This is a genomic window from Pedobacter terrae, from assembly GCF_036946585.1.
Classification (GTDB): domain Bacteria; phylum Bacteroidota; class Bacteroidia; order Sphingobacteriales; family Sphingobacteriaceae; genus Pedobacter; species Pedobacter terrae_C.
The window spans coordinates 132955-145610 of sequence record NZ_JAQIIV010000007.1; the positions used below are offsets into that span (position 1 = coordinate 132955).

10 protein-coding genes are annotated in these 12656 nt (G+C 36.1%); 6 read left to right on the forward strand and 4 right to left on the reverse strand.

Features of this window, described 5'->3' with window-relative positions; all coding sequences use genetic code 11:
* Positions 1 to 22 precede the first annotated feature (22 nt).
* The 3 genes from PGN18_RS12170 to PGN18_RS12180 all read left to right on the forward strand — a co-directional run bounded on the left by PGN18_RS12170 (position 23) and on the right by PGN18_RS12180 (position 6224).
* Entirely contained in the window at positions 23 to 1024 is a 1002-nt protein-coding gene (locus tag PGN18_RS12170) for a PorP/SprF family type IX secretion system membrane protein (RefSeq protein WP_335319768.1), read from the forward strand.
* 71 nt (positions 1025 to 1095) lie between these two features.
* Positions 1096 to 3096 (forward strand): OmpA family protein, encoded by a 2001-nt coding sequence (locus PGN18_RS12175; RefSeq protein ID WP_335319769.1) that lies wholly within the window; start codon positions 1096 to 1098, stop codon positions 3094 to 3096.
* Positions 3097 to 3425: 329 nt separating this feature from the next.
* A complete protein-coding gene (locus PGN18_RS12180) occupies positions 3426 to 6224 on the forward strand; it encodes a lantibiotic dehydratase (RefSeq protein WP_335319770.1) in 2799 nt (932 codons plus the stop codon).
* Here PGN18_RS12180 and PGN18_RS12185 read toward each other — a convergent pair.
* Positions 6221 to 7336, reverse strand: coding sequence for a sensor histidine kinase (locus PGN18_RS12185; protein ID WP_335319771.1), 1116 nt, complete (start codon positions 7334 to 7336; stop codon positions 6221 to 6223). The genes PGN18_RS12180 and PGN18_RS12185 overlap by 4 nt on opposite strands.
* Before the next feature lie 146 nt (positions 7337 to 7482).
* On the opposite strand from PGN18_RS12185, the gene PGN18_RS12190 reads away from it, so the two are divergent.
* On the forward strand, positions 7483 to 7623 hold the full coding sequence (locus PGN18_RS12190; protein ID WP_335319772.1) for a hypothetical protein: 141 nt from the start codon (positions 7483 to 7485) through the stop codon (positions 7621 to 7623).
* A 10-nt stretch (positions 7624 to 7633) separates the two neighbouring features.
* On the opposite strand, the gene PGN18_RS12195 is transcribed toward PGN18_RS12190, so the two are convergent.
* Positions 7634 to 8380, reverse strand: coding sequence for a LytR/AlgR family response regulator transcription factor (locus PGN18_RS12195; protein ID WP_335319773.1), 747 nt, complete (start codon positions 8378 to 8380; stop codon positions 7634 to 7636).
* Between the two features lie 372 nt (positions 8381 to 8752).
* On the opposite strand from PGN18_RS12195, the gene PGN18_RS12200 reads away from it, so the two are divergent.
* Positions 8753 to 9124: a hypothetical protein gene (locus PGN18_RS12200; protein ID WP_335319774.1), complete on the forward strand. Its 372-nt coding sequence runs from the start codon at positions 8753 to 8755 to the stop codon at positions 9122 to 9124.
* Between the two features lie 21 nt (positions 9125 to 9145).
* Positions 9146 to 9643 carry a type I restriction enzyme HsdR N-terminal domain-containing protein gene (locus PGN18_RS12205; RefSeq protein ID WP_335319775.1) on the forward strand — a complete coding sequence of 166 codons (498 nt, stop codon included), beginning with the start codon at positions 9146 to 9148 and terminating at the stop codon, positions 9641 to 9643.
* A gap of 137 nt (positions 9644 to 9780) precedes the next feature.
* On the opposite strand, the gene htpG is transcribed toward PGN18_RS12205, so the two are convergent.
* Positions 9781 to 11667 carry a molecular chaperone HtpG gene (htpG, locus tag PGN18_RS12210; RefSeq protein WP_442955352.1) on the reverse strand — a complete coding sequence of 629 codons (1887 nt, stop codon included), beginning with the start codon at positions 11665 to 11667 and terminating at the stop codon, positions 9781 to 9783.
* Positions 11668 to 11843: 176 nt separating this feature from the next.
* Positions 11844 to 12578 (reverse strand): DUF4241 domain-containing protein, encoded by a 735-nt coding sequence (locus tag PGN18_RS12215; protein ID WP_335319776.1) that lies wholly within the window; start codon positions 12576 to 12578, stop codon positions 11844 to 11846.
* Positions 12579 to 12656: the final 78 nt, after the last annotated feature.

Sequence of the window (12656 nt, forward strand, 5' to 3'; positions counted from 1 at the left end):
TAAACAGATAAAATCAAAGACCATGAAAATACTATCGGCTTTAAAAATATATGTTGCAGTGCTGATATCGCTGCTGTTTACAGCGAAGTCATTTGCACAGACTGATCCACATTTTTCACAATATTATGCAAACCCATTATACCTTAACCCGGCATTAACCGGAGTAATAGATGGCGACTACCGCGCAACTGTAAATTTTAAACAACAATGGAGTGCACTAAACAGTTCTTTTTTAACCGGCGGTGCATCGTTTGATATGGCTCCAAAAAAGAACTTCGCCTTTGGTGCAACTATTTTAAACCAAAGAGCAGGAGAGCTGGATTTTAACTATCTATCTGCTTTGGTATCAGGCTCATATCGCTTAAGGTTTGGTGCAGAAGGATTACAGATGTTTAGCTTTGGTTTACAGGCAGGTATCATTAACCGTAGTTTCGATTTCTCGCAGGCCAGGTTTGGTAATCAGTTTAATCCGATTTCGGGTTATGACGGGGGCATGATGAGTGGAGAAACACTTTCATCTCAATCATCCTTAGTTCCTGATGTAAATGCAGGCATTATGTTTTTTGATGGCGATCCAAACAAGAACATCAACGTTTTCTTAGGTGCTAGTGCGGCGCATTTAACACGGCCTATGGATCGGTTCTCTGGTACAAATGCACGCGTTCCAGTGCGTTTTACCGGACATGGTGGTGCGCGGATCAGGGCTTCAGAACTATTGGATATTGTACCTAATGCCTTGTTCATGTACCAGGGTAATACAAATGAAGTTTCGTTAGGTGCTTATGCACAACTTAATGTTAATCCATCTGCCAACATTCTTTTTGGGGGTAACTACCGTATTAAAGATGCAGCAATCGCTTTTGTGGGTTTACAGTTAAAGAATATGGTTTTTGGATTAAGTTACGATGTGAATACTTCCGCCTTCAATCGGGCGTCAAACAGTAACGGAGGTTTAGAGCTCTCCATATCGCTTATCGGCCGGAATGGTATAATTGGTCCAAACTTCTTTTGTCCACGTTTATAATTGTTCAGATAAAATGATTATGATTTTTAAACCGCAATCGTTTTATCGCTATCGAAAATAAGTTTAGAAAGATGAAAAAAATATTACTCCTTTTCTTAGTGGCATTTGGTGGTTTTGCAAACGCACAGTATGTCGTAAATTATAAGAAGGTTGCAGATACTTATTTCGAGAATAAGGATTATTATGCTGCGGCTACCTTTTATAAAAAAGCCTTGAAAATTACTGGAGATAGCAGTCAACTTGTTTTGCCGTATGGCAAAGAAAGAAAAACGGCAACTGATGAGAAGGTGATAGAAGATTACGAAGGATCGATATACAAGCTTGCAGAATCCAGCAGGCTTTACCGCGAATTTAATGAGGCTGAAAAGTATTATGCTATTGCCGTAACCTTTACCAATACACGTTTCAGAAAGGCCTTATTTTATTATGCTGAAAGCTTAAGGGCAAATAAAAAATTTAATCAGGCCATAGATGCTTTTCAACAGTTTATCCAGAAAAACCCAGGTGATGTTTTAGTTAAAGATGCTCAAAAAGAAATAGAATCGTGTAAGTTTGCGATTGAAGAAATGCGTTTTCCACGCATAGTCCAAATCAAAAAAGTACCAGCCAATGTGAATGGTTTAGGATCTAATTATGCGCCTGTTCAAATCAATAATGAGTTGTATTTTACCTCATCCCGTCCGGTTGCCGTAGGGAGTAAAAAAGACATGGTTAAAACAGCTACCGGCGAAGTTCAGGTCTCAACTAAAGCCAATCCGTTTATTAATAACATTTATGCGAGTAAAGGAGAATTAACTTCTACTGATATCGCCGTAAAAAAAGTTGATTTCAATTTCCCTAAAAACGTGGAAATTGCTACAGCTACTTTTATGCCCGATGGAAATACGATGTATTTTACTGCATGGAAGGATAAAGAAAAATATGCTATTTATTCCTCGAAAAAAACAGGCGATAAATGGGCAGATCCTCAACCTGTTGGTTTACAGGTTAACAGCAAAGATTTTAACGCTTCACAGCCTTTTGTTACCGGCGATGGTAAATTCCTGCTTTTTTCATCCGACAGAAGTGGTGGTTATGGCAAATTCGATCTTTGGTATTGTGCCATTCGCGAAGATGGCTCATTGGGCCAGGCTGTAAATTTTGGTCCAACCATTAATACTGAAGACGACGAACGTGCGCCCTATTACAATTTATTAACCAAAAAGCTATTGTTCAGTACCGATGGACGCGTTGGTTTTGGTGGCCTTGATTTTTTTGAGTCAGAAGGGGATCTGGTAAATTGGTCTAAGCCTAAAAACCTGGGTTATCCATTCAATTCATCAAAAGATGATCTTTATTTTACCGCAACTGATGATAAAGGTACAAAGGGCTATATCAGTTCCGATCGCGAATCATCTTGTTGTTTGGAAATATTTGAAGTGAGAAAGGAATATCTTTCTATAGCTGGACTCCTAACCGATTGTAAAACAAAATTGCCTTTGGCAGGCGCCAATGTAACATTAACCAATGCTGAAGGAACGCAGAAAATAACTACAGGCACAGATGGTATTTATAAATTTAAAGTGGATTCGAAAAGACCAATTAAACTGCTTTTTGCAAAAGATAATTATTTCGCTATTACTAAAAACTATCCTTACGAAGAACTCGCAAAAGCAGATACCCTGATTGATAAAGATTATTGCTTGAGCCCTTTTAAATTGGGTATACCAATTAGATTGGAAAATATTTATTACGAATTTAACAGTGCTGAACTCACCGAAGGCTCTAAAAAAGTATTAGACTTCCTCATCCCGATTATGGAAGACAATCCTGAAATGGAAATCGAACTGGGATCTCATACTGATAATATCGGAACTGATGAGTACAACATGGATTTATCAAATAGAAGGGCAAAATCTTGCACCGATTACCTGGAAAGCAAAGGAATTGCGGCGGCCAGAATGACTTCTAAGGGGTACGGAGAATCAATGCCTATCGCGCCAAATGAGATTGTTGTGAAGGGTAAGAAAAAAGATAATCCAGAAGGAAGAGCAAAAAACAGAAGAACAGAATTTAAAGTAACCAAAAAATAAGACATACTATCATCCCGTTTAGGCCATCTTGCTGAAAAGGAGATGGCCTTTTTGGTTGGTATCTGTAATACACCCTTTTTCATATTTTTTAATACACCAGTAAAGGATTAAAAATTCTTAGTTAAAAGGTAGTTAAGTTCTTGATTAACCATTTTTATCACTGTGTTGTGCCCTCACGGACCGAAAAACTAACGGGTGGCCCTTTGCGCTTTTTATTTCTGCATATTTTGTATTTTGAGATTAATCATAAACTGATAACCATCAATTGCGAACTGAAAACTAATAATTGAATTAATCTTTGTAATTTTCGGCTTATCTTTTTGAACGCAATGAAATTAAATATTCAATCAACCGTTATTTTTCGAACGCCTAAATTTTCATATCAATCCGAACTGGTTGATTGCTGGGAGGAATTAAAGTCGGCTATTTCAATATCTTCAACAGCTTTTTATGAAACCATAAAAGAAGTAAATGCAAACGAAATCCAAAATCTTCCTCCCAAGGTTTATTTTACCATTTGGAAATATTTTAACCGTGCAAAATTCCGATCTACTCCTTATGGCACATTTGCAGGTTTCAGTTTGTTAAAAGATGCCATTAGGCCATTTGAAAGCAGAATAGTGATTGATGAGGTTCAAAAAGTACGCGAACTAATTGATTGGCCTTACAAGAATGATATTCAATTGCCATTATTAGAGCTATTGCAAGAGAATTGTCTTCTATTTAGTAACAGTAGTTATTATTTAACAACCAATAGTATCCGTTATATTGCATGCAATGAGGGTGTTTTTGAACTGGCGGAGTTAGATCAAAACGAATTTGTACAACAGATATTGGCTGCCTGCTTAAAGCCGATTCGATTTAACGATCTTGTAAAACAACTAAGCTTAGATGATGCAGAAACCCAGAATCTGTTTGGGTTACTTGAGGATATGCACGAGTTACAGCTTATTTTTACCAACTATGATCCCAATATCATCGGAGATGATTATTTTGAACGTTTAGGTCTAACCGCTACGCCTGACAAGCCAAAGTATCTTATTGCGCAGCGTAAAGTCTTATCTGGATGTATTAATGAACGCTCGCTTCAGGCCATTCCGGGTTTGATCAATATGCTCCAAAGCATCATGCCTGTAAAAGGCCATGATGCTATGGAGAAGTTTCAAGTTAGGTTTAAGAAGAAATTCGAAGATCAGGAAGTGCCGTTATTATTAGCATTAGACCCAGAAATGGGGGTAGGCTATGATGAGTTGGAACAATCTGGACAGAACAGCGATTTCATTACACGTTTCACTAACAAGCCGTCTAAAAGAGACGAAACAGAAAATATTAAAACGGCATTAAAAGGTTGTCTTATTCAGCAGAGATTCGAAAAAGATAAGACGATTTATCTGAATAAACTCGCTTTGGCAACCAATCAGAAACTGGCATCTTTGCCTAACTCATTCAGTATGGTTATGTCAGTTCAAGATGATCTGATTTTTGTAGAGCAGATTGGTGGGGTAACTGCTAATGCATTGAGCGGAAGATTTACTATGGCTGATGAAGGCGTGGCAAATTATGCAAAAGCCATTGCAACCGCAGAACAAGATGCTAATCCCGACGTTTTGTTTTTTGATGTGGCCTATATGGTAGAAGCCAATGTAGATAATGTAAACCGACGGAAATTGATTTATGGGCATCAATTGTCAATTTTAAATTTTGATACCTCAGCAGCCCCACTTGCATTAAATGATATACAGATTTCAGTTAAGGGCAAAGAGATAATCCTTCGCTCTAAGCAGTTAAATAAACGATTAGTACCCAGAATGGCCTCGGCCTATAATTATATCCGTTCAGATCTTTCTGTATTTAGGTTATTGTGCGACCTGCAACATCATGCTTTGCAATCAAATCTCTCTTTTCCGCTCGATGCCATTATTCCTGATCTGGATTATTATCCAAGGTTGCAATATCAGAATATAGTTTTAAGCCGTAACAAATGGAAAATTAAAAAAGACGCACTGTTAGGTTCCGGTCAAAAATTGCTTTCCATCGCCGAATGCAGATCATACCTGAAAAATTTAGGTGTTAGTGAGTATTTTAAAGCCGGGGTGTCCGATCAGACTTTGTGTTTTGCCCTCAAGAAAGACGATGATATAAATGCTTTCCTTCAGTATGTATTGAAGCATGGTAACACCTATGTTGAAGAAATGGTATTGCCTCAAAATAGTATTGTGGTTGATGAAGTGGGTAAACCCTATTTGGCTCAGTTTGTTTTAAGCATAGGCCATAATGAGCAAATTTATCACAATTTAGCTCAAACATTTCCAGATAAAGAAGTCACTCGTTTTTTTCTGCCAGGTAAAGAATGGCTGTATCTCGAAATTTATTGCCACCAGCAGCGGAGTGATCAGATTTTAACAGAAGTAATATCGCCCTTCCTCATTACTTACGCAGATCAGGTAAAGACATGGTTTTTTATCCGCTACAATGAAAATGGAAACCATATTAGGTTAAGGGTTCAACTCAACAACCCAAAAGATGGGCAGTTAATGATGTCAAAGTTGATGGATGATCTGGAAATATTTTTAAGCTCCGGTTTGGTATCTGATGTTCAGGTCAAAACCTATAAGCGTGAGTTGGAACGTTACGGTATCAATATGATCGAAGATGTTGAACAGCACTTTGCTACAGACAGTGACTTTGTATTATCGCTTTTAGAAACGCAGACCGATGATTTCAACAAATACAAGTGGTGCAGCCTTTTGGTTTCCAAAATTATTGAAGCCAATATTTTAGATAAGTTGACCATCAATAAGATTGTGAGACTAATGTCTGATAACTTTAATGAGGAGCATAGGTTGGATGCAAGCGATTTTAAACAATTAAATATGCATTATCAGGAATTTCGAAAAACAGAAAGGGCAGCATTAACTTCAGAACAGGAGCGGCGGTTTAGTGCATTTTCTGATTCATTTATCAAAACTCTTAAACAATGTGCTCCGGAAAATGCACCAAAGCTATTGACCGATTTGATACATATGCATGTTAACCGGCTTTTTAGCAAAGACCAGCGGACAAATGAAATGGTGATGTATTATTTTCTATTAAAAGATATCCAGCGTCAGAATGCGACTAAAATTTAACGGTTTAGCTTGGCCAACGGATTAACTACTTTTACTTCTATTTCAGTAATATAGCGGTTAAGGGGATCTCGGTAATACTTAAATATATATTCATCACCATAAAAACTACTCAAACGTTTGCTGACATTGTCAATGCCTACATGATGGCTTTCCGTTTGTTTGCCATTATTATCATTGATCATGTTTATAGTGCTGATGTTTAGCTTGTTATTTTCATAAGCAATTTTGATAATCGCAGGCTGGGTAGAATGCGTGACATTTCCGTGCTTAAATATATTTTCAACTAGCGTTAGTAAGATAAGTGGTGGAAATCTTAATCCTAACATATCTCCACTTACTTTGAGTTCCAGATTGATTGTATTGGCTGTTCGAAGTTTATGGAGATTAATCAGGTGTTCAATCTGTTCAATTTCCTCACTTAATGGAACCATCTCCGATGCTGTGGGGCGTTTTAGTGCATAACGCATCATTTCTGCCAAGTTCATAATTGCATCAGCCGCCATTGGCGCTTTTTTGCGCGCATCATTATAAATGAAGTTTAAGGTATTAAATAGAAAGTGTGGATTGATCTGACTACGAAGATAGTTATTCTGTGATTGGACCAGGTCGTTTTCTAAAGCCTGTTTTTCTATTTTGGTAACCAAATTCTGCCGCTCCAGTGCTTCTACTTTTTTCTGATCCTGGAATGATTTAACAAGATAAACGTAACCTGTAGCAAAACCGATATAGTATAAAGACCGGTAAGTACAAGTAAGAATAAATTCGCGGGCGAACGGAACTGGCCCGTTTATCTTGATAAAACCTAATTTGATAAATGCTAATCCAGCATAATAATTAAATAGCGTATAACCGAAAATAATAAGGATGATGAGTAGCGCAATCTGTATCGGTTTTAGCTTTGAATTTGTATTACTTAAGAGTTTTTTAAGAAAGAAGGCATGTGCGTAAAATACAGTGATGTTGCTTGCATAGATGATTACGTAGGCACCCGTTGGCCTAAAAGATTTCGCTACCAGGCCGAGTATAAATACCTCATAAATGATATAAATGCCCCAAATAAAAAGATGAAGTTTATAATTTATAAGGAATTTCTTTAGGTTGAAAAAGATCATTTTATTGCTTTTTAAACTATTAAATTAGAGTTTTGATCTCCTAAAAATGGGGTTTTGTGTAAAAAAATAGTTGAGTTGTGATTTGAGTTGCACCTTTACAGAAATTAATAAGAACAATAAATAATCACATATTAAATAATTATATTATGAAAGCTCAACATACAACTAAACTTGCTAAAAAAACTATTTTTGTTTATAAAAGCACTAAAAATCAAAATAATTTTTCAACCCATCCAACCGGTGATCAAAGTCAAACTATCGTAACAAACGGTACCTGGATATTCTAACTTTAATATTCTACTGATTCCGGTTCGATTTTAATAAGCTGCTCTGTACATAGGCGAAGAAAGTTTCTTTATAACCTTCGCCAATTTGTATCATCTCATTATTTACGAGGCGGATTATATTGCCATCTACTTTTTTAATTGCCGATTTAGCAACGATGTTAGATTTATTAACACGGATAAATGGGTGGCTTTCTAAAGCCTTTTCAATTTCCTTAAGTGTAAGGTATGTAGTGTGGATCTCAGATTTGGTAATAATCTGTATATAATTTTGCAATGCTTTAATGTAAAGTATTTCATCAATAGCAATATTAGAGAAGGCATATTTGTGATCTCCTTTAATATAAAGGGCCGCAACCTGTTCAGGCTCTTTCGTTATGCTTTTGCTGTTATTGATTGATTCTTTTTTTAAGATCCTATCGATACCTAAAGCAAATTTTGCAAAAGAGATTGGTTTTAACAGGTACTGATCTGATTGTACATCAAATGCTTGTAGGGCATAATCAGGATGTGCAGTGGTAAAAACCAAGTATTTAGCTTTTTCCCTGATATTTTTAGCCAGTTCTAATCCATTTATCCCTGGCATATCAATATCCATAAATAATAAATCAATTTCGTCTTCTACACTTATTTCCGTAAGTGCCTGGACAGGACTGGTGAAAGTTTTAAAAATTGTTAAACCAGGCATTTCTGCAATGTGGTCAGTCAAGACCTCAATTGCATGTTGCTCGTCGTCTATAACAACGCATTTTAGATTCATGAGTAAATTTATTGGTTTATTTGATTTGAATGCAAGTTAAATAAAAATGAATTGAATTAGCAATTGCACCTCAAAAAAACTTATCTGCCGGTTTTGTCTATAAAAAACCTGGGTTTCGTGTAATATTCTCGGTGGTTGATGTAAAAAAATTACCGGCACTCCTTCTTTTTATAATCTTTATACTGTTTGCCAAAAACAAAATAATTGGTAGTTATAAATTACTAATTACAAAACATCTGCCTACCCAATCTTGTGTAGCCTGTAGATAATAATATTAAAAACAGGCCATACATTACTGGGGTAGCTTATTGAAAACTTAAAAAGAAATACCGAAAAACAAAGAAATATTCCCTACATCCACCAGTCGTCCACATGAAAAACAGCGAATACGAATATTTACTTAATAAAGTCTATTATAAGGGGATTCTGACAAATCAAGGAATCAACTTAGATATGTACCAGAGAATGCAAAATGAATATAGTAATCTTAACGGACAGCTCGTTAATAGCCAGTTAGTTGGCGAATATTCATTTAGAAAATCTTTTTTGGTTGTCCGTAGTTACGTTCAACAGGCAATAAAAGATGGTATGAAAAGTTTTCAGTTTACCATGCAGGCAAATGATATCAATAAATTAACTTATATGGTTGATATGCTGAACAGAAACTTTTTTGATAAACAAAGCTTAGATCAGATTATAGCTATTGCAAATTCGGTATTTAATCAATATCATTTAAAAAACTAACTACCTATAATAGATAACAATATGGAATTGAAAGACGAAATCGGGCAATTTGCAGTAAGAATTAAAAAAATGCTTCCGCAAGTTCAATCTGAAGATTTAACAAGAAATGCATTGGTTATGCCTTTTATCCAAATCTTGGGATTTGATCCTTCAGAGGTTCAATCTGAGGCTGTTCTAGACTTCGGAGTTAAAAAAAGTAAAAAAGTTGACTACACCATTATGAAAGATGGCGAGCCGACGATTCTCGTTGAATGTAAACACCACAATGATAATTTGGATATTCACGATTCGCGCTTATCTAAATATTTCCGTAAAACAAAAGCTAAATATGGTTTATTAACCAACGGTTTAGTATACCGTTTTTATACTGAAAAGATGGTAAGATCGAAGAAAAATCAAGAGCCTTTGTTCGAGTTTAAAATAACTGATACCAAAGCGGCTATCATTGCAAAAATGATTGAGGACCATAAAGATTATTTTAACGTAGATCAAAAAGTTAATGTAGCAACAGTTAGCTAACTCAATTGTAATTGATTTAAGAATTCCATCAAAAAATTTATAAAAGTCCTGATCCGATCAGGACTTTTTTTATGTCCCTAAATAAAAAAGGGAGAAACCGATCCGATTTCTTCCGTAAAAATGGTTGTCTGATTAAACTAAATTAACTCTACGCTTCGGCTTACAAAGGCGGTCAAATCTGCTCCGGTTAACATGCCTTGCGCCAAAAGCGCAAGGTCAACCGCTTGTTTTGCCAGGTTTTGCTGCTCTTCACCTTCGGCATTTAAAATTTTGCCTACCAACTTATGGTTTCCATTAATGGCAACTTTATAATTGTCGGGCATTTGGCCGTAAAAATTCATTCCGCCACCCATTGCAGCCATATCTTTCATTCGGCGCATAAATTCATCCATAGTAATTGTAACAGGTAACTCATCTGGATGCAAAGCTACAACTTCTACATGCAGGCCAGGTTTGGTAATGGCTTTTTCAAAAATAGCAGTTACTTCTTTTACCTGATCTTCACTTAAAACATGCTCGTTCTGCTCATCTTTTTCAATGAGTTTATCTACAACGCTTGAGTCAACGCGTTTAATTGATGTTTTTTCTAATTTTTGCTCCAGTTGATTAATGAAGTGATTGTCGATTGGTGAATCCAACACCAGAACATCGTAATCTTTTTTATTGGCAGATTGGATAAATGCATCTTGCTTTGCAGCATCGTTAGTATACAAATACACTACATTGCCATTTTTATCCGTTTGTAACGCTGTTACCTTGTCTTTATATTCAGGAAGTGTATAAAGTTCATTTTTAGTATTGCCAACCAAAGCAAAATCTTTAGCTTTATCGTAAAACTTCTCTTCGCTAATCATTCCGTATTTAACAAAAAGACCAATGTCTTTCCATTTATCTTCGTAGGCTTTGCGGTCTTTAGCAAATAACTCACTCAATTTATCGGCAACCTTTTTAGTAATGTAGTTGTTGATTTTTTTAACGTTGCTGTCGGCCTGCAGGAAACTACGGGAAACATTTAAAGGAATATCAGGAGAGTCGATTACCCCATGCAATAACATTAAAAATTCAGGAACAATATCTTTAACCTCGTCAGTAATAAATACCTGGCGAGAGTATAATTTGATTTTGTTGCGCTGCATTTCAAAATCGTTTTTCAATTTAGGGAAATACAGTACACCCGTTAAGTTAAATGGATAATCAACATTTAGGTGAATCCAAAATAATGGTTCTTCACTAAATGGATATAACTCACGGTAAAAGTTTAAGTAATCCTCGTCTGACAAATCTGCAGGGGCTTTTGTCCAGATCGGGTTAGTGGTGTTAATGATGTTATCAACTTCTAAATCCTTATACTTAGTTTTACCTTCTTCATCTGTACCATCTTCTACCGATTCGGTTTTAGTGCCGAATTTAATTGGAACAGGTAAAAATTTGGCATATTTATTAAGGATTTCCTGTAGTTTGCTTTCTGCTAAAAACTCTTCTGAATCTTTGTTTACATGGAGAATAATATCAGTACCACGAGTAGTTTTAGTACCTGCTGTAATTTCAAATTCTGTACTTCCATCGCATACCCAACGGGCAGGCTCAGCGCCATCCTGGTAAGATAAAGTCTGAATTTCCACTAAATCAGCAACCATAAATGCCGAATAGAAACCTAAACCAAATTTACCGATGATTTCGTTGGCATCTTTCGCATCTTTAAATTTCTCTACAAACTCACTTGCGCCAGAAAAAGCAACCTGGTTAATGTACTTTTTTATCTCTTCAGCCGTCATACCCAAACCATTATCGCTAATGGTAATGGTTTTGGCGTCTTTATCAACCGCAACTTGTACCAATGGTGCGCCAACTTCGCCGTTAAATTGACCTAATGAAGCTAGTCTTTTAATTTTCTGAACAGCGTCTACTGCGTTAGAAACCAACTCACGAAGGAAAATTTCGTTGTCGGAGTATAAAAACTTCTTAATTATCGGGAAAATATTTTCTGTGTGTATAGAAATATTTCCTTTTTCCTGTATGCTCATATGTAAATAAATTGTTTAATCTACATCCTGCATATCAAGGGTTGTTCCAAAAGAAATTGTTTGCCAAAATGACAGGTGCAGTTAATAAAGAGGATGTAGTATGGAAGAGGTGGGAAGGAAGATATATATTTTGATCCCTGATTCCATGGTGTGTCCGCAGACTACAATATAAATATCTATTCCTCTTCGGCGTAAGCTAATTCAATATCTATAAACTGTATAATCAATGAACATACATCGCCTGCTATATCAAAACCATAATAAACCGGATATCCACCATCGCCAAAGCCACTTTGAAAAAATGGTATATGATAATCAGTTCCTGGTATTTTCCAATTAATCCAGTCGCCATCTTTACGCTGGTAAATAGGGTTTTTGGCATAATTGTCAGCAAAAAGTGCAGCGAAATAATCATCATATAAGTTTTTTCCGGGATGCTCTTGATGAAATGCTTCTTGAAATGCACAAAAATGTTTTAAAGTTTCTTTATCCAGCACGCAAGCCAAGCCTGCATCTACATTAAAACCAAAAAATTCTCCTTCACTAAAATTAATAAGATCTTCCGTTCCAATTAATGCTTCTTCAAAGCGTACGGCATCGTAGGCTGTAAACTGTACTTTAATGGCTGCATAACGTGCACAATCATCACCATTGGGGACGACTACAGCGGCAGTTACCGGAAATTCACCTATAGGAACTTTAATAAGATAAGGTTCGGCATCTTTTTGAATATATACCAATGGGTCTCTAACCAGGATTTCTCCGGTTGGGATAGAGACGCTCCCCAATTCCAGGTGATCGATGTTTTTACCGGCAACAACTGTTTCTTCAAAATAATCGTTCAGGTTGTTCGGGCAAGTGAGTAATGCACGTTTCTCGTTCCAGGTTTTTAACCATTCATTGCTTGGCATCGTTATAACTAGATAGGTTCGTTTGATAAATGAATTTGTTCTCCCAAATAAAGAAGCCAAGAAAATTTGAGTCTTCTT

Excerpts from the sequence above, each read along its gene's own strand:
- PGN18_RS12170 (WP_335319768.1), top strand. The coding sequence starts at position 23 with ATGAAAATACTATCGGCTTTAAAAATATATGTTGCAGTGCTGATATCG.
- PGN18_RS12175 (WP_335319769.1), top strand. The coding sequence starts at position 1,096 with ATGAAAAAAATATTACTCCTTTTCTTAGTGGCATTTGGTGGTTTTGCA.
- PGN18_RS12180 (WP_335319770.1), top strand. The coding sequence starts at position 3,426 with ATGAAATTAAATATTCAATCAACCGTTATTTTTCGAACGCCTAAATTT.
- PGN18_RS12185 (WP_335319771.1), bottom strand. The coding sequence starts at position 7,336 with ATGATCTTTTTCAACCTAAAGAAATTCCTTATAAATTATAAACTTCAT.
- PGN18_RS12190 (WP_335319772.1), top strand. The coding sequence starts at position 7,483 with ATGAAAGCTCAACATACAACTAAACTTGCTAAAAAAACTATTTTTGTT.
- PGN18_RS12195 (WP_335319773.1), bottom strand. The coding sequence starts at position 8,380 with ATGAATCTAAAATGCGTTGTTATAGACGACGAGCAACATGCAATTGAG.
- PGN18_RS12200 (WP_335319774.1), top strand. The coding sequence starts at position 8,753 with ATGAAAAACAGCGAATACGAATATTTACTTAATAAAGTCTATTATAAG.
- PGN18_RS12205 (WP_335319775.1), top strand. The coding sequence starts at position 9,146 with ATGGAATTGAAAGACGAAATCGGGCAATTTGCAGTAAGAATTAAAAAA.
- htpG (WP_442955352.1), bottom strand. The coding sequence starts at position 11,667 with ATGAGCATACAGGAAAAAGGAAATATTTCTATACACACAGAAAATATT.
- PGN18_RS12215 (WP_335319776.1), bottom strand. The coding sequence starts at position 12,578 with ATGCCAAGCAATGAATGGTTAAAAACCTGGAACGAGAAACGTGCATTA.